This is a genomic window from Vulcanococcus limneticus LL (assembly GCF_943369875.1).
Lineage (GTDB): Bacteria > Cyanobacteriota > Cyanobacteriia > PCC-6307 > Cyanobiaceae > Vulcanococcus > Vulcanococcus limneticus_A.
The window spans coordinates 190255-206247 of record NZ_CALROT020000003.1 but is presented as its reverse complement, the minus strand read 5'-3'; the positions used below and the strand labels follow the sequence as shown (position 1 = coordinate 206247).

At 73.1% G+C, this 15993-nt stretch carries 19 protein-coding genes; 10 read left to right on the top strand and 9 right to left on the bottom strand.

Going from position 1 to position 15993, the window contains the following annotated elements; all coding sequences use genetic code 11:
* Positions 1–3 precede the first annotated feature (3 nt).
* Positions 4–1170 (top strand): pentapeptide repeat-containing protein, encoded by a 1167-nt coding sequence (locus ACLV7J_RS05420; protein WP_411868100.1) that lies wholly within the window; start codon positions 4–6, stop codon positions 1168–1170.
* An 18-nt stretch (positions 1171–1188) separates the two neighbouring features.
* Here ACLV7J_RS05420 and ACLV7J_RS05415 read toward each other — a convergent pair whose 3' ends face one another.
* From ACLV7J_RS05415 to ACLV7J_RS05405, 3 genes are read right to left on the bottom strand one after another with little or no spacing between them, the layout of a single operon-like run.
* Complete coding sequence (locus ACLV7J_RS05415) at positions 1189–2781, bottom strand: EAL domain-containing protein (protein WP_411868099.1); 1593 nt, start codon at positions 2779–2781, stop codon at positions 1189–1191.
* Complete coding sequence (locus ACLV7J_RS05410) at positions 2778–4169, bottom strand: GGDEF domain-containing protein (RefSeq protein WP_411868098.1); 1392 nt, start codon at positions 4167–4169, stop codon at positions 2778–2780. The genes ACLV7J_RS05415 and ACLV7J_RS05410 overlap by 4 nt, the downstream gene beginning before the upstream one ends.
* On the bottom strand, positions 4166–5704 hold the full coding sequence (locus tag ACLV7J_RS05405; RefSeq protein ID WP_411868097.1) for a DUF3365 domain-containing protein: 1539 nt from the start codon (positions 5702–5704) through the stop codon (positions 4166–4168). Before ACLV7J_RS05405 ends, ACLV7J_RS05410 begins: the two co-directional genes overlap by 4 nt.
* A 192-nt stretch (positions 5705–5896) precedes the next feature.
* Between ACLV7J_RS05405 and ACLV7J_RS05400 the strand changes: the two genes are divergently transcribed.
* Positions 5897–7474 carry a phytoene desaturase family protein gene (locus tag ACLV7J_RS05400; protein ID WP_411868096.1) on the top strand — a complete coding sequence of 526 codons (1578 nt, stop codon included), beginning with the start codon at positions 5897–5899 and terminating at the stop codon, positions 7472–7474.
* Here ACLV7J_RS05400 and ACLV7J_RS05395 read toward each other — a convergent pair.
* The 4 genes from ACLV7J_RS05395 to ACLV7J_RS05380 are packed head-to-tail and all read right to left on the bottom strand — an operon-like array spanning position 7458 to position 10649.
* Positions 7458–7988, bottom strand: a complete 531-nt coding sequence (locus ACLV7J_RS05395; RefSeq protein ID WP_411868095.1) for a cytochrome b/b6 domain-containing protein — start codon at positions 7986–7988, stop codon at positions 7458–7460. The genes ACLV7J_RS05400 and ACLV7J_RS05395 overlap by 17 nt on opposite strands.
* A gap of 11 nt (positions 7989–7999) precedes the next feature.
* Complete coding sequence (locus tag ACLV7J_RS05390) at positions 8000–8653, bottom strand: TMEM165/GDT1 family protein (protein WP_411868094.1); 654 nt, start codon at positions 8651–8653, stop codon at positions 8000–8002.
* A 21-nt stretch (positions 8654–8674) separates the two neighbouring features.
* Positions 8675–10003: a sensor histidine kinase gene (locus ACLV7J_RS05385; RefSeq protein WP_411868093.1), complete on the bottom strand. Its 1329-nt coding sequence runs from the start codon at positions 10001–10003 to the stop codon at positions 8675–8677.
* Positions 9963–10649, bottom strand: a complete 687-nt coding sequence (locus ACLV7J_RS05380; protein WP_411868092.1) for a response regulator transcription factor — start codon at positions 10647–10649, stop codon at positions 9963–9965. The genes ACLV7J_RS05385 and ACLV7J_RS05380 overlap by 41 nt, the downstream gene beginning before the upstream one ends.
* Positions 10650–10776: 127 nt before the next feature.
* On the opposite strand from ACLV7J_RS05380, the gene ACLV7J_RS05375 reads away from it, so the two are divergent.
* From ACLV7J_RS05375 to ACLV7J_RS05350, 6 genes are all read left to right on the top strand, one after another.
* Positions 10777–11232, top strand: coding sequence for a hypothetical protein (locus tag ACLV7J_RS05375; RefSeq protein ID WP_411868091.1), 456 nt, complete (start codon positions 10777–10779; stop codon positions 11230–11232).
* 86 nt (positions 11233–11318) lie between these two features.
* Positions 11319–11534, top strand: coding sequence for a chlorophyll a/b-binding protein (locus ACLV7J_RS05370; RefSeq protein ID WP_411868090.1), 216 nt, complete (start codon positions 11319–11321; stop codon positions 11532–11534).
* A 22-nt stretch (positions 11535–11556) separates the two neighbouring features.
* On the top strand, positions 11557–11859 hold the full coding sequence (locus tag ACLV7J_RS05365) for a SemiSWEET family sugar transporter (protein ID WP_411868089.1): 303 nt from the start codon (positions 11557–11559) through the stop codon (positions 11857–11859).
* A 43-nt stretch (positions 11860–11902) separates the two neighbouring features.
* Positions 11903–12463, top strand: a complete 561-nt coding sequence (locus tag ACLV7J_RS05360) for a DUF924 family protein (protein ID WP_411868088.1) — start codon at positions 11903–11905, stop codon at positions 12461–12463.
* A 78-nt stretch (positions 12464–12541) separates the two neighbouring features.
* Positions 12542–13174: a PAP/fibrillin family protein gene (locus ACLV7J_RS05355; protein WP_411868087.1), complete on the top strand. Its 633-nt coding sequence runs from the start codon at positions 12542–12544 to the stop codon at positions 13172–13174.
* 52 nt (positions 13175–13226) lie between these two features.
* Positions 13227–13820, top strand: a complete 594-nt coding sequence (locus ACLV7J_RS05350; RefSeq protein WP_411868086.1) for a hypothetical protein — start codon at positions 13227–13229, stop codon at positions 13818–13820.
* Between the two features lie 39 nt (positions 13821–13859).
* On the opposite strand, the gene ACLV7J_RS05345 is transcribed toward ACLV7J_RS05350, so the two are convergent.
* Positions 13860–14153, bottom strand: coding sequence for a hypothetical protein (locus ACLV7J_RS05345; protein WP_411868085.1), 294 nt, complete (start codon positions 14151–14153; stop codon positions 13860–13862).
* A gap of 129 nt (positions 14154–14282) precedes the next feature.
* Positions 14283–14942, bottom strand: coding sequence for a class I SAM-dependent methyltransferase (locus tag ACLV7J_RS05340; RefSeq protein WP_411868084.1), 660 nt, complete (start codon positions 14940–14942; stop codon positions 14283–14285).
* A 58-nt stretch (positions 14943–15000) separates the two neighbouring features.
* Here ACLV7J_RS05340 and ACLV7J_RS05335 point away from each other — a divergent pair, with 58 nt between their 5' ends.
* Both ACLV7J_RS05335 and ACLV7J_RS05330 read left to right on the top strand, forming a co-directional pair.
* Positions 15001–15597: a 2'-5' RNA ligase family protein gene (locus tag ACLV7J_RS05335; protein WP_411868083.1), complete on the top strand. Its 597-nt coding sequence runs from the start codon at positions 15001–15003 to the stop codon at positions 15595–15597.
* A 39-nt stretch (positions 15598–15636) separates the two neighbouring features.
* A complete protein-coding gene (locus tag ACLV7J_RS05330; RefSeq protein ID WP_411868082.1) occupies positions 15637–15954 on the top strand; it encodes a hypothetical protein in 318 nt (105 codons plus the stop codon).
* Positions 15955–15993: the final 39 nt, after the last annotated feature.

Sequence of the window (15993 nt, the reverse complement as noted above, 5' to 3'; positions counted from 1 at the left end):
CCGGTGGCCGCCTCCCTCGACGATCGTCCGGTGCAGCCGTTCCGCAGCCATGCCCTGTGGGTGCGCCTGCGCCAGCAGCCCGCCCTGCAGTTGCTGCTGGCATCCGGCCTCACCCTGGCCGGCCTGCTGCTGGGCTGGCCGCCCCTGGCCTGGGCCGCGGCCCTGCTCACCCTGGCGCTGGCCCTGCTGCAGCTGCTGCCGCCCCTGTGGCTCGCCCTGAAGCTGCGGCTGGAGGAGCCCGCCACCCTGCAGACCCTGGCCCTGCTGGCCGCGTGCCTGGCCCTGCTCAGCATCTCGCTGCTCCTGGGCTGGTGGGAGCCGCTGCTGGCCATCTACACCAGCGGCAACTGGGAGGCGATCGGCGCCCTGGGGGAGGGGGTGATCGGCGCCTTCGGCCAGATCCTGGTGGCCTTCGTGGCCCTGGTGATCGCCTGGCGCCAGTTCCAGGTGGATCAGCGACTCACCACCCAGCAGAACCGCATCACCCAGGCCCAGACCGTCGACAGCTTCATCCAGGGCATCACCGACCTGATCGCCGACGAGGAGGGCATGCTTGAGGACTGGCCCCTGGAGCGGATGCTGGCCGAGGGCCGGCTGGCGGCGGTGCTGGGCAGCATCGACGCCGACGGCAAGGCCAAGGTGCTGCGCTTCCTCTCCCATGCCCGTCTGCTCACCCCCCTGCGGCGCGACAACCGCCTGGGGCGCGCCATCCTCGATGGCAACGGCTCCTACGAGGAGGACCGGCTCGATGGCCTGCCGGTAATCCGCCTGCATCAGGTGCTGCGCGGCGCCAACCTCGCCGGCACCGACCTGCGCGGCATCGACTTCAACGGGGCCGACCTGCGTGCCGCCGATCTCCAGGACACCGACCTGAGCGAGGCCAACCTGGCCGGCGCCAACCTCTCGGGCGCCAACCTCAACGGCGCCCGCCTGGAGGGCACCCGCTTCTTCTGGGGTTCCGTCGACGAGGCCAGCCCGGCCGGGGCGGAGCGGCCCTGGGACGGCACCAGCGGCGCCGGCAGCGGGGCCGTGGTGGAGAACGCCAACCTGGCCGACCTGCGGGGACTGGGGGCCGAGGCCCGCCTCTACCTCGCCTCCTGGAGCGGAGCCCGCTCCCGCCAGACCCTGGCGGGGGCGGTCAAGGGGATTCCCAGCAAGCTGGAGCGCTAACGGCGCCGCCCCAGGGCATCAGCCCAGCAGCCAGCGCAGGCGCCGCCGCAGCCGCTGGCGCAGCCCGAGGCGGGGGCTGCCGCCGTCCTCGTCCTCCAGGCCGGCCTGGATGGCGGGCGGCCGCAGGTTGTGGCGCCGCAGCTCCACGATCGCCTCATCCAGGGGCAGGGGGCGGCCGAACAGGTAGCCCTGGCTGGTGCGGAAGCCGCTCTGCAGCAGCCACTGGCGCTGGGCTTCGGTCTCCACCCCCTCGACGGTGGAGCTGAGGCTGAGGTCCGAGGCCAGGGCGCCCATGGTCAGCAGCAGCTTCTTGCTGGAGGCCTCGGTGTCGTCGATCTTGTCGACGAAGCTCTTGTCGATCTTGAAGCTGTCGATTGGCAGGCTGTGGAGCCGGGCCAGGGAGGAATAGCCGGTGCCGAAGTCGTCGATGGCGATCGTCACCTTCAGCTCACTCAGCCGCGCCAGGAAGGTGTCGAAGGCGGAGCTGGTGTCCTGCAGGGCCTCCTCAATCAGCTCCACCTGCAGCCACCAGCCCGGGGGCAGGGGCGATTCCACGATCAGCTCCAGCAGCCGCTCCCGCAGGCCGCTGTCCTCCAGCAGATTCGCCGACACATTGACGCTGAGCAGCATCGAGCGCCAGGGCACCTCCCGGGCCAGTTCGGCCACGGCGATCAGCGCCTTCTCGATGATCTGCAGATCCAGCTCCCCGGTGAGGGCGGTCTCCCGGGCGATCGGCAGGAAGCGATCCGGCGTCACGAAGCTGCCGTCCGGGCGGGGCCAGCGCGCCAGCACCTCGTAGCCCACCGGCTCGCCGGTGCGCAGCTCCGCGATCGGCTGGAAGAAGGGCTGGAGGAGGCCCTGCTGCAGGGCCTCGCGGAAGTCCGCCTCCAGCTCGTAGCTGCGGCGGGCCTGGTTGCGGGTCTCCAGGTCGATGAAGCGGTACTGGCTCTGGTTGTGGCGACCGGCGATCCGCTGGGCCATGCTCGCGTCCGAGAGGATCGCCTCCAGATCCTCGTAGTTGCCGCGGCTGATCACGATGCCGATCGCCACGTTCAACGGCAGCCGCTGCTCATCGAAGCGGTAGGGCACGGCGCACAGATCGATCAGGCGCTGGGCGAACGCGGAGATCCTCGGCGGCTCGATCAGCCCCGGCAGCACCGAGATCAGGTCGGAGTCCGAGAGGCGGGCGGCCGAGGCCGAGCGCGGAATCGTGTTGAGCAGGCGCCGGGCCCCCTCGTCGATCAGGGCCTCGGCGGCCTTGCCGCCGAGGGTGGCGCTCACCCGCTCGTATTCCTTGAAGCGGCAGCGCAGCACCGCGAAGTGCCCTTCCGCCTCCGGGCCCACCAGATCGGCGAGCTGCTGGGTGAAGCGGCTGCGGCTCAGCAGGAGATCCAGGGAACTGCGGCCGGGCTGATGGCCGGGGTTGGGGCGATCGCCCGCCCGCCGCTGCGGCGGGTTCACACCGGAGCCGGGCCAGGGTCCCCGCAGGGCGAGGGGGTCGGCGTCGTCGACAGGGGCGGGATCGGCCCCAGCCCCTGGGGTTCCCGTCGGCAGCTCCTGGTCCGGGCTGGGCCGCCCGGATCCGTCCTCAGGGTGTGGTGCGGGGATCACGGGTGCGGCCTCGGGGGCTCTGGCGCAGTTATGGGGGAGGGAGCGGCGCCACGGCCGTCTCCGGGGACCGGATTGCCAGCTGGACCGGGGTCGCGGTCCGGCCTGCCGCCCTGAAACGTCTGGCGCCAGGTCTCCCCGGGGGACCAGCCCTCCCGCGTCAGCGGCTCCCGCCTGGCGCTGGCCCAGCGCACCCGATTGCGCCCCTCCCGCTTGGCGCGGAACAGGGCGCTGTCGGCGGCGGAATAGAGGTAGTCGAGGTTGTAGCCGAGCTGTTCGGTGCTGGCGGCACCGAGGCTCACCGTGATCCGCAGGGGCCGGCCCTCGAAGCTCAGCCGGCTGACCTCCACCTGGGTGCGCAGCCGCTCCATCAGCGTTTCGCCCCGGGCCGTCGTGCACTGCAGCAGCACGGCGAATTCCTCGCCTCCGAGTCGGGTCACCAGGTCGTCGTCGCGCAGGCTGCCCTCCAGCACCCGCGCCAGCTTCTGCAGCACCTCGTCGCCGCAGACGTGGCCATAGCCGTCATTGATCGCCTTGAAGTGGTCGATGTCGATCACGCTGAGCACGTAGGGCAGGCCCTGGCGCTGCCCCTGGGCCAGCCGCTGGACCGCCAGGTCCATGAAGGCCGAGCGGTTCATCAGGCCGGTCAGCCCATCGGTCTCGGCGAACTGGCGCAGATTCGGCAGCAGGCCGCGCTGCAGCTGCTGGCCCAGCAGCGCCACCACGGCGGCCACCGCCAGGGTGGAGGCCAGCACCGCCAGGCCCAGCTGCACCGTGAGCCTGGCGGTGTAGGCCCCCGGATCGAAGCTCACCACCAGCAGGTAGTCGCGTGGTTGGAGGCCCAGCCGCCGGTCGTAGATGCGGAAGGGGCTGGCCAGGGTGAGGGTCTCGCTCCAGGGCAGGTAGAGGTCCTTGCTGGCGACGAAGCAGGCGCTCCGATCAGGGGCCCGGCGGGCCAGGCAGTCGGCGATGCCGCGCAGCCGGGGGTTGCGGGCCGCGGCGGGAGGCAGCAGCGAGGGCTCCAGGGGGCGGCCCAGCCAGCTGGGGCGATTGCTCAGGGCGATGCGGCCCGCGTCATCGATCAGCAGCAGCGAGAGCATCCCCTCGCCATCGTCCTCAAAGCGGCTGTTCTGGAAGCTGAGCAGGATGCGCTGGCGATCCTCCAGGCTGGCGTTGGATTCCACCAGCGCCGAGGCCAGGGAGCGGAATTCCTCGTTCTGGTGGCGGGCATCGGCATTGGCCGCGGCCACCCCGAGTCCCGCTGCCACCAGGGTCAGCAGCCCCACGCAGGCCAGGCCCCACAGGATCAGCACCTCGACCACCCGCTGGTTGGAGTCGCGCGCCAGGTCGGTGCGCGGCTCACGGCCCAGCAGGCGGGGCGGCCGGATCACGGCTGGCGCTCCTCCGGGCCGGGGGTGGCGCCCTCCCTGGGCCGCAGCTCGGAGCGGAGCTGCTGGATCGCGCCCCGGTTGGCCTCCAGTTGGGCCTGGAGCTCCTCCAGGCTGCGGCGCTCGGCGGCGAAGAACGATGCCATCGTGTCGCTGAGCAGCTCGCGGTTCTGCAGCGAGGCCTGCAGGGCGGCGTGGTGGGCGAGCAGCTCCTCCAGGCTGGTCAGGGCGGCGGCGGTGGGATCGCTCAGCTGGATCAGCTGGTCCAGGTCGCGCTGCTGGGCGCTGTGCAGGGCCGTCACATCCATCTGGTTGCCCACGTAGAAGTCGGGTCGGCCCGTGGTGCCGCCCACCGGATAGAGGGTCAGGCGGTTCCAGAAGCGGGTTCCGTCCATCCGGTAGTTGACCAGTTCGCCGTGGAAGGGACGACCCTCGCGGATGGCCGCGGCGATCGCCTCCACCATCTCCGGGTCGGTGTCGGGACCGCGCAGGAAGCGGCAATTGAAGCCGGAGGCCTTCTCGCGCGGATAGCCGGTGATGCGACTGAAGGCCTCGTTGACGTAGATCAGCGGGTAGTCGTCCTGGCGCATGTCGGCGATCGACACGCCGAAGGTGGCGTGCTCGGCCACGGCGCTCAGCAGCCGCAGTTCCTCCACCTGGGAGCGGAGCTGGTCGCCCATCTCGCTCTCGCGGTCGTTGGAATCCTGCAGGCGGCTGTTGATCCGCTCCAGGGCACTGGCCTGGCGCTGGAAGGCGGCCGCGGCCCCCACCGACACCAGGCCCACCAGGCCCATGTAGGCCATCAGGTAGCCGAAGCGGCCCAGCCCCTTGATGTCCAGCCCCCGCACCGTCACCTCCTGGATGCCGCGCACATCGCCGACCTTCCAGTCGCGCTTGGGGGAATCGGGGTGGGTGTTGTGGCAGCTGACGCAGGCCTGGCGCATCAGCACCGGGGTGGCCACCCGGAAGGAGGGCTGGCCGAGCCAGCTCTGCTTGAGCCGGGTGTAGCGATCGAGGCTGGGGTTGGCGCGGAACGCCTGGATCGCCTCGATCTCGAAGCCGTCGAGCGGCTGGCTCACCCGCTTGGCGAAGGGAAAGTCTGAGATGAAGCCGTAGGAGATGCGGCGATCGGCGTTGGCGCTGTCGAACAGGTCACCCAGCTCGATGGCCAGGGTGGCCGGGATGGGAATGCCGCCGTGGATCTGGCGGTAGTTCTCGGAGAACACCGCCTCTCCTCCCGAGGCCTGCAGCCGGGAGACGATGTTGTCGGCGTAGTAGCTGCGGATGCTGCTGGCCAGGGTTGAGATCTCGTCGGCCTGCACCTCCATCTGGGCCGCCATGGCCCCCGAGAGGGTGGAGGCCATGGCGAAGGGCAGGGCCAGCAGGCTGACGATGAGCAGGCCGAGTACCGCCGCCGGCTGGGTGATCCGCCGCCACAGGCCGCGCAGCAGGCGGAACGGACCGGCCGCCTGGCCCCCGCGGGGTGAGCCCGGTGCGGCCGTCGATCGGGCGGCGGCGCCTCGCGGGGGGGTGGCCATCAGCGGCCGCGCTGTCGGTCCGGGCCGGATGCCCGTCGGTTCCGATCGGGGGACCGGAGCTGACGCGGGGAGCCTGGACGCACCACCGGGGCTAAAGAGCAGTATCAGCCGTTTTTACCGGAGTCGGCAGTGGCGGGCAATGGGAGCCGCTCCTGTCCTGCATCATCGGGGTTGCGACCTGCCCCGACTCCGTTGAGTTCCGCCCCCTGCGACTGCGACCTGGTGGTGATCGGCAGTGGCCTCGGCGGCCTCTGCTGCGGCGCCCTGGCCGCCCGCCATGGCCTCGATGTGCTGGTGCTGGAGGCCCACGACCGGCCCGGCGGCGCGGCCCACGGCTTCGAGCGCCGCGGCTTTCAGTTCGAGTCGGGCCCCTCGCTGTGGAGCGGCCTGGGCCGCTGGCCCAGCACCAACCCCCTGGCCCAGGTGCTGCGGGCCGTGGGTGAGAGCGTGCCGGTGGTTCCCTACAGCGACTGGGGGTTGCTGTTGCCGGAGGGACGGCTCACCGTGGGCGTGGGCGCCGAACCCTTCCGGGAGCTGGTGCGCCAGCTGCGCGGGCCGGCGGTGGCCCAGGAGTGGGATGCCTTCCTGGTGGCCCTGGAGCCCTACTGCCGCGCCACCGCCGCCCTGCCGCTGCTGGCCCTGCGGCCCGGCCTGGGCATGGCGGGGGTGCTGGGGGTGCGGGGCACCGGCGCCCTGCTGCGCCATGCTCCCCGCCTCGCAGCCCTCGGCGGCGCCTTCGGGCCCCTGGCCCGGCGCCACCTGCGCGATCCCTTCCTGCTCCACTGGGTGGAGATGCTGAGCTTCCTGATCTCGGGGCTGCCCCTGGATCAGACCAGCGCCGCGGCCATGGCCACCCTGTTCGGGGAGTGGTTCGAGCCCGAGGCCTGCCTCGACTACCCCCTGGGCGGCTCCCCCGCCGTGGTGGCGGCCCTGGTGCGGGGCCTGGAGCGCCACGGCGGCCAGCTGCACTGCCGCAGCGCCGTGGCCGAGATCCTGGTGGAGGGCGGCCGGGCCAGCGGTGTGCGCCTGGAGGATGGCCGCCTGCTGCGGGCGCGCCGCGGCGTGGTGAGCAACGCCAGCCCCTGGGACACCCTGGAGCTGCTGGATGCCCAGGCCCTGCCCCCGCGCTGGCGCCAGCAGCGGGCCGAGACCCCCGCCTGCGCCAGCTTCCTGCACTGGCATGTGGGCCTGCGCGGCGAGGGGCTCGACCACCTGCCGATCCACCACGTGTGGGTGGGGGACTGGCAGCGCGGCATCACGGCCGAACGCAACATGGTGGTGTTGTCGATGCCGTCGCGGCTCGATCCCTCCCTGGCGCCGGCGGGCCACCAGGTGCTGCACGGTTACACCCCCGCCAATGAGCCCTGGGAGCTGTGGCGGGACCTGGAGCCCGGCACGGCGGCCTACGCGGCCCTGAAGGCCGAGCGCTGCGGGATCTTCCGCCAGGTGATGGAGCAGCTGGTGCCGGATCTGGCCGATCGGGTGGTGCTCGAACTCCACGGCACCCCCCGGACCCACCAGCGCTATCTGCGGGTGCAGCGGGGCAGCTACGGCCCGGCCCTCGGGGCCGACCAGGGACCGTTCCCCGCCGGCACCACGCCGATCGAGGGCCTGGTGCTGTGCGGCGCCTGCACCTTCCCGGGCATCGGCGTGCCGCCGGTGGCGGTGAGCGGCGCCGCCGCCGCCCACAGCTTCGTGCCGGCGGCGGCCCAGCGGGCCCTGCTGGAGGAGCTGGGGCTGGCGGCGGGTCCGCTCAGCCCGGTCGCCTGAAGAAGCGGGCGATCTGCCCGGGCCAGTGGCCGGGCCGATCGTTGGCCCGTGCCTGGAGGCTCGCCATCGAGCGGGCCAGCGGCAGGCCGCCCCGGCGGAGAACGCCGGAGACGTGCCAGAGCACCGCGGCGCCGATCAGCAGCCAGGCCAGCAGGTGGAGGCCGTACGTCGCCTCCTGGAGCTCGCCCTGCCGCAGCCAGTCTTCGCTCATCAGCTTGCCGCTGCCCACGGCCAGGGCCAGGCCCAGCAGGGCGGCGCCGTTCTCCGGTTGGCGCAGGCGGGCCCGGCCCAGCGTCAGGGCATAGAGGCCGAAGGCGATGGCCAGGGGCCAGAGCAGCACGCCGAAGCTGCCATGGATGTCGATCCAGTCGCCGCCAGGGTGCCAGGGCAGGCGGCCCCAGCGGCCATCGTGCAGGGAGTAGACGACCAGGCCGCTGATCCAGGCCGCCGGCACCAGCACCGCCACGGCGCCGTGCAGGATCCGCAGCAGGGAGGGCTGGTAGGGACGAGCCATGGCGATCCGTCTCAGCCCATGGCCTGGTGCAGGGCGACCAGGCCAAAGGCGATGAACAGGCCGCCGCTGAGGCGGTAGAGCAGCTGCTCGCTGAGGCGCGTGCCGATCCACTGGCCCGCGCCCACGGCGAGGGCGGTGACGAAGGCATGGCCGGCGAGGGAGCCGGCCAGCAGCCCGGCGAAGCTGAACGCGGGGGCCGTGGCCAGGAAGATGGTGGTGAACTGGGTGCGATCGCCCAGCTCGGCGATGAACACCAGCACGAACGCCTCCCAGATCACGGCGGTGGTGGCGTTGATCGGGCCGTGGCTCTCGGCCTGGTTGATGGCCTCCTCCGCCTCCTTCTCCTCCTCCTGGGCTTCGCCGTCGGCCATGCCCTGGGCATCGACGATCAGCTTGAGGCCAAAGCCCAGAAACAGGGCGGCCGCCAGCCAGGGCACCACCGTGGCCGGCAGCAGTTCACGCAGGCCGTAGCCCAGCCCCAGGGAGATCAGCGTGACCGCCGCCAGGGCCGCGAAGGCGCCGATGAACACGTCCCGACCCCGGTGGCGCGCCGCCAGGATCAGGGCCATGAAGAAGGTCTTGTCACCCAGCTCGGCCAGGGTGATCGCCGTGAGGCTTGAGCCGAAGGCCGCCAGGCCCGGATCGGCGGTCAGGGGAGTGGGCATGGAGGGAGTGTGCGCCGGAGCTCATGAAAAAGTCATGAGATTGGAGCGGGCGGTGGGCAGCTCCACGAGCAGCACACACCGACCCGGTTGACTCTCTCCCAGCCGCAGCTCGCCGCCGTGGCGCCGGGCGATGGAGCGGGCGATCGCCAGCCCTAGCCCGCTGTGCCCACCCTGGTCGCTGCCCCGCCAGTAGCGCTCGAACACCCGCTCCCGCTCTCCGGCCGCGATCCCGGGCCCCGCATCCACCACGGCGATCTGCAGGCGCTGGGGCGATGGGCTCACCTCCACGGACACGGTGCCGCCCTCGGGGCTGTGGCGGATGGCGTTGAGCAGCAGGTTGGTGAACAGCCGCTGCAGCTGCTCGGGGTGGGCGCTGATCGGCAGGTGGCAGCCGGCGGGATCCGGACGGAGGTCCAGCCGGATGCCGCGCTGCGCTGCCTGGGGCCCATAGCGGTCGAGCAGGTCCTCCAGCAGCTCCAGGAGATCGAACGACCGGGGTGCTTCGCCCTGCTCCTGGCGGGCGAGCAGCAGCAGGTCATCGAGCTGTTCGCCCATGGCGCGGCTGAGCCGGTCGAGCTCCTGCCAGGGGAAGGGGGGGCGGTGGCGCTCGGGTTCCGGCACGGCAGCGAGCAGGGTGCGCATGGCGGTGAGGGGATGGCGCAGCTCGTGGGAGGCATCGGCCGTGAACCGCTGCAGGGCCTCCAGCTGGTGCTGTAGGGGGGCAAAGGCGGAGCGCAGCATGCGGCGGCCCACCAGCAGCGCCGCCAGCACGGTCACCACCCAGCCCAGCAGGACGCCCTTCTGCAACCGTTGCAGATCGCGCCGGCTGGCCTGGTCCGAGTGGGCCACCCGCACGTAGCCGCTCAGGGACGCGCCGGTGGACCGGCCGCTGGGATCCCGGCTCAGCACCGGTTGCCACAGGCTCAGCCCACCGGGCCAGCGCTGCCACTGGGCCTGGGAGCGCCACGCCTGGCCCTGCCGGCGCAGGGGCGGCAGGGCCAGCTGTCCCTGCTCGCCCTGGAGGCGCCCCGCCCGGTCGAACCACTGCAGTCGCTGCTGCTCCAGCCCCGCGATGGCCACGCTGGCGGGCGCACCGCGAAACTTGAGCGGACTCTCCACCTCCCTGGCCTCGTGCAGCACCAGGGGCAGCTGGGCGGCGGCCCCCGCGGCGATCTGCCTGAGCTCGGCGCGCTGGTCCTGCTCCCGCTGCTGGACGATCCCCCAGTAGAGCGACCCGGAGAAGGCGGTCAGCAGCAGCAGCGCGAAGCCGCCGCCCTGGAGCAGCAGCCGCTGCTTGAGCCGCAGCGGATCAGGTGGCAGGGGCGATGGCGAGCCGGTAGCCGAGGCCATAGACCGTTTCAATCAGCCCGGGGGCACAGCCGGCTGCCGTGAGTTTGCAGCGGAGGCTGCGGATGTGGGCCCGCAGGCTGTCCTCCCCCACCGCGCGGCGGCCATCGCCGCTGCCATGCAGCAGCTGGGCCTTGTGGCAGCAGGCTCCCTGGGCCCGCAGCAGGACTTCCAGCAGCAGCGCCTCCTTGCGGGTGAGCTCCAGCGGTTGGCCCGCCACCTGCAGGGTGGTCTGCCCCGGCTGCAGCAGCAGCGGCCCCCAGCTCAGTTGGTGCTGCAGCGGCCGGGCGGCGCGGCGCAGCAGGGCGCCGAGGCGGGCCCGCAGCAGGTCGGGATCGAAGGGTTTGACCACATAGTCATCGGCCCCACCCGCGAAGCCCTGCAACGCATCGCCACGGCCGTCGCGGGCCGTGAGCATCAGCACCAGGGGCTGATGGTGGCAGCCCTGGCGCAGCTGGCGGCAGACCGCCTGGCCATCGGTGTCGGGCAGGCCGAGATCGAGCAGCACCAGATCGAAGACCTCCCGATCCAGCCAGGCCAGGGCCTCCCAGCCGCTCGCCGCCGCCTCGGTGGCATAGCCCCACTGGCCCAGCAGGCGCAGCAGCGCCGCCTGCAGGGTCGTGTCGTCCTCCACCACCAGCAGCTTCATCGGCGCTAGAGGCACCAGCCCCTGGGCTGGCGCCAGTCTGACTTTTACATGGGCTGGAGCCAGGCTGGGGGCGATGGCCGCTGGGTTCGGGATGGTCGATCGCCCTGGGGTCCGGCGGCACCACGCCGTGGCGTGCCTGGCGTGGCCGCGACAGCGGACCCTCGGCCTGCTGCCGTTGCTGCTGGTCGCCCAGGGCCTGGGGGGCGCTCCCGCCTGCCCGGCCCTGCGGGAGCAGCGCGATCAGCTCGCCACCCAGGCGATGCGGGCCGAGATCGCCCTGGTGCAGACGATCCGCCGCCGCCTCTGCCCGCGCGAGGAGGCCCTGGCGGAGCAGGCCAACCCGAGCGGCACGGCCAGCGGCGATCCCAGCAGCCAGGCCGCTCCCCTTGATTTCGGGGCCTACATCCGCTGCCGGCACCAGGCGGAAGGCCTGCTGGGGCGCACCCATGCGGTGCTGTACACGAACCGCCAGCAGTTTCTCTTCTATTCCGCCGAGGGGGCACGCCTGGCCCGCGCGGCCGATGCGCTGCTGCCCGAGCTCAAGGCGGCCTGCCCGTCACCGCAGGCCGGACCATCCCCCTGACCCCCGCCCCGCCGGTGGGGGTTCGGGACTCCCGCACCCGGCCCGTGCTGCAGGCCCCATAGGCTCAGGGCCCCTGCCTCCTCCCCGTGCCCGACGAGTCGTTTCAGTACGAGCCGCTGGAGCGGTTTGGTGAGGGCCTCACCACCCGCCGGCCCTGGAACACGGCCGCGCTGGCCGCTGTGGAGCGGCTCAATGGCCGCGTCGCCATGCTCGGTTTCGCCGCCGCCCTGATCGGCGAGTGGATCACTGGCCATGGGCCGGCCGGCCAGCTGCTGGCGCTGCTGCGCTGGTACCTGCGTTGAGGAGCAGGCCAGCCCTCTCGCCATGAGCGCCCCCTCGCCTGCCATCGCCGTCCTCGGCTACCTGGCCGCCAGCCTCACCACCGTGAGCTTCATCCCCCAGGTGGTGAAGACCCTGCGCACCGGCGACACCAGCGGCATCTCGCTGCGCATGTATGCCCTGTTCACCGGCGGCATTGCCCTCTGGGGGCTCTACGGCCTGCTCACCGGCGATGGCCCGCTGATCGTCGCCAACGCGATCACCCTGGTGAGCGCGGGGCTGATCCTGGATCGCAAGTGGCGGGCCTACTGCGCCGAACGCCGGCGCCGGGTCACACCAGGAGCCTGAGCCCAGGCGTCCGCCAGGCTGGGGGCTCTGCCGGGAGGTGGCCGTGACCAGCGCTGCGGAGGCGGAGCCAGGGGCGGTGCTGCACTTCTGGTTCGAGGAGACCAGACCGCGCCAGTGGTTTGCCAAGGATCCCGGCTTCGACCAGCGGGTGCGCCAGCGCTTCGGCGCGCTGACCCGCGCGGCGATCGCCGCCGAGCTGTCGGCCTGGGGGGCGGACGCGCCGCGCGCCCTGGCGCTGGTGCTGCTGCTGGATCAGTTCCCGCGCCAGATCTGGCGCGACACGCCCCTGGCCTTTGCCGGCGATGGCCAGGCCCTGGGCCTGAGTCTGCGGGCGGCGCAGCGGGGCTGGCTGGCGGCGGAGCCCGATCCGGCGCACCGCCAGTTCTGGCTGATGCCGCGGATGCACGCGGAGGATCTGGCGATTCAGGACGCTGCCCTGCCGCTGTTCGAGCAGTTCACCGATCCGCGCACCCTCGCGTTCGCCAGGCGTCACCGCGATGTGATCGCCCGCTTCGGCCGCTTCCCCCACCGCAATGCCGCCCTGGGCCGCTGCAGCACCGCCGAGGAACTGGCCTTCCTGCAGACCCCGGGCTCGCGCTTCTGAGCGGCGACCCTCCCCATCGCCCTGCGCAGGCGTTCAGCGACCCCGGCCATCCTGGTCTGGATCCCGTTCGCCCTCGCCATGGTTCCGGCTGATCCAGCGATTCTGATCCCCGAGGACCCTGCCCGGCAACGCCAGGCGCTGCTCGAGCTGCTCCGCCTGGAGCCGCGCGGTGCCGCCAAGCGGCAGGAGCCCCGGCTCAGGGCCCTGATCGACGCCCTGGAGCGGTCCCTGCCGGCCGATCTCGCGGCAGCGGGGGCCCTGGAGCAGCTGGAGGGGGTCTGGGAGCTGCGCTGGAGCAGTGGCCGCCAGCCCTACCTGGCGGTGGGGCCCTGGCTGGAGAACCTGCAGCTGCTGGCGCCGTCGCAGGGGCGGGGCATGAACCTGCTGCGCCTGCCCGGGCCCCTGGGGCCCCTGGCCGCCATTGCCGTGGAGGCCTCCATCGCGGTGGAGGCCGCCGGGCCAGCGCCGCGGCAGCGGGTTGAGGTGCGCTTCCGGCGCGGCGGCTGGCTGGGCCCAGCCCTGGGGCCGGGTCGGCTGCAGCTGCTGCGCTCGGTGCAGCAGTCCTTTCCGGCCTGGCTGGACATCACCGTGCTCGATGCCGAGCTGCGGATCTGCCGCGGCAATGCCGGCACCGTGTTCGCCCTGCTCCGCCGTCCCGACCTGTCCCTGGCGGAGCTGCTGCTGCCAGCCGAGCTGGCCCAGCTCCGGTGACGGCCGCCGCCACCATGCTGGGACGACCCCTGCGGCCATCGGGCCGATGCCCTTGTCCCCGTTCCCACCCGAGTCCGATCGCCCGATTCCAGCGCCAGCAGCGCCGGCCGCCACGGCTGTGCCGGATGGGCCGGCGCTGCTGGCGCTCGAGCAGTGCGCCCGGCGCCTGGGCAGCGGGCTCACGATCGAACAGCTGCAGGGCACGTGGCGCCTGGAGCAGGTGTGGCCGAAGGGCCGCTCTGAACCCCAGCGGTTCAGTGGGGTGCTGCTGCGCGGCCTGGGGGCGCAGCTGGCGATCGCGCCCGCGCCCGCAGCCGGAGGCGAGGCGGCCCCGCTGCGGATCGAGAACAGCGTGCGCCTCGGCGCGCTGGAGCTGCGCTTCACGGGGGCCGGGCGCCTGCGGGGGGCCCGGCCGCTGCTGGAGTTCTGGTTTGAGCGGCTGGAGCTGCGGCTCGGCTCGGCCCTGCTGCTGGCGCGACCGCTGGCGCCGATGGCGCCCCGCCGGCTGCCGTTCTTTGCCCTGATCGGAGCCTCCCGCTCCGAAGCGTCGCCCGGCCTGGCCCCGGATCCGGGTGCTGATCCCGCCTGGTTGGCGGCCCGGGGGCGGGGTGGTGGTCTGGCCCTCTGGCGGCTGGCCAGGCCCTGACGCGGCTCTGACCGCGCTGGACGGGGCCGCCGCTAGACGTCAGCCCTCAACCGGGCAGAGCAGCGGGCAGAGCAGCTGGTGCGGCAGGCGCACGGTGCGCCAGTCGCCGCTGGCGGTGCAGACCTCCACCCCGATCTCCCGCAGCAGGGGGTCGATCCCATGCTCCTGGCACCAGGCGATGGCATCGGCGATGGCCTCCTCCAGGGAGCTGTAGAGCGCATCGAGGTGCCCATGGGGCTCGCACCAGGCGTTGATCAGCCGGTAGACGCGCCGGCGGCGGCCGCCCGGCGATCCCGACAGCAGCGCCGCCAGCCCTGGAGTCCCCAGTCGCATCTCAGCCCCCGCATCGACGTCCAGCCTGCGCCGGATCCGCGCCGTTTCGTGTCCGCTTGAACATTCTTAAGGGAGGGGCGCTGGGGCCTACGCGAGGGGCGCTGGGGTCTGGCGTTCAGCGCCTGGGGATCAGGGCCTGGCGATCACGGCGAAGAAGGGATCCCCCTGGCCGCCGATCCAGCCCAGGGGCCCCTCGGCCCGGGTGCCCTCGGCGATCAGGGGCTCCACGCGCCAGCCCTGGCCCAGCAGCACCCGCGCCACGTAGGCCAGATGGTCGCGGTCGGAACCCTCCAGCCAGATGCGCGGGGCCTTGCTGGAGAACATGCGGTTGCTGAAGGCCACGATCAGCTGGCCCTCAGGACGCAGCACCCGGCGCAGCTCCGCCGCCACGGCCTCCGGCTGCTGCAGATACTGCCAGCCGGCCACGATCAGGGCGGCATCCACGCTGCGGTCCGCCAGGGGCAGCTGGGGGTCGCGGTTGAGGTTCTGGACCCAGTGGCGATCCAGGCGCGGATTGGCGGCCAGCTCCTCGGCGTTGAGGCCATGGCCGATCACTTCGGCGTAGGCCACGTCGTCCGGCAGGTGGCTCACCCAGCTGCTCATCAGATCCAGCACCACGGAGCCCGGCTGCAGCTTCTCGCGGTAGAGCCGGGTGAGGCGGCTGCGGAAGGCGCCGTCCAGGTGCTGCACGAAGCGGGGCTGGGCGTAGAAGAGGGCGTCGTCGCTCTCGTCGAGCTTGCGGCGCTGCTCCTCGCTCAGCAGGCGCAGGGGGGAGGGTGGCTGGGCCATGGCGGGTGCTGGCGCGGCGGAGCGCCCATGCTGGAGGGCCGCTGCGGCCACCGCGCCGATGCCCGCCTGCCGCCCCGAGGCCCAGGGCCCGGCCACTCCGCCCGCGGCGAACTGGTTTCTGGCCCTGCCCCTGCCCGCGGGCTGCGGCTGGGAGCGTGCGGCCGCCAGCGCGCCGCCGGAGCTGCGCCGCTTCGATCCGCTCGATCTGCATCTCACCGTGGCCTTCCTCGGGCCCTGCGGCGAGGCGGCGGCCCTGGCGGCCTGGGGGGCCGTGGCACCGCTGCGGCAGGGGGCGATCCAGGCGACGGCCGGGGGCTGGCGGGCCATGGGGCCGGCCGCGGCCCCCTCCGCCTATGCCCTGGGCCTGGATCGGGGCGCGCCTGAGCTGGCGGGATTGCTCGCCGTCTGGGGTCCGCCGGCCCTGGCGGCGGCGGGCCGGCCGGCGGAGCGGCGTGCGCCCCTGCCCCACGTGACCCTGCTGCGGCCCCGCCGCCGCGATGGCCAGCGGCTGCGGGAGCCGATGGCCCGCTGGATGGCGGTGGCGCCCCCGCCCAGCGCCCCCGTCATCTTCAGCGAGATCGCCCTCTACACCTGGAATCCCGACCGCCGCGAGCGCCTGTTCCGCATCCAGGCCCGCCGCCTCCTGGCGGGCTGAGGGGGCCAGGATGGCCACTCCCTTTGGGCGTCGTTCCCCATGGCCTGTCCGAACTGCGGCAGCTGGTCGGTGAAGGCCGACCGCAGCCTGGGCGGGCGCATGGTGTGCGGCCGCTGCGGGTTGCCCCTGGGCACCCGGCCGCCGGGGGGCTCGCGCTCGCGGGGTGGACGCCGCTCCCTGAGCCTGCCGCGACTAGGTGCCTGGCGTCCGCGCCGGCCCCTGGGCTGGCTGCTGGTGCTACTGGGCCTCGGGGCGGCCCTGGCGGCGCTGGAGCCGGGGAATCAGCCTCGGCCCCCGGTCCCAGCCGGACCGCCGGGTGGCTGGTCCCAGCCCCCGGGCGGGCTGCCGCGGATCTGAGGCGGGCCAGGCTCTGTCCAGGGCCCAGCCGGCCAGCCT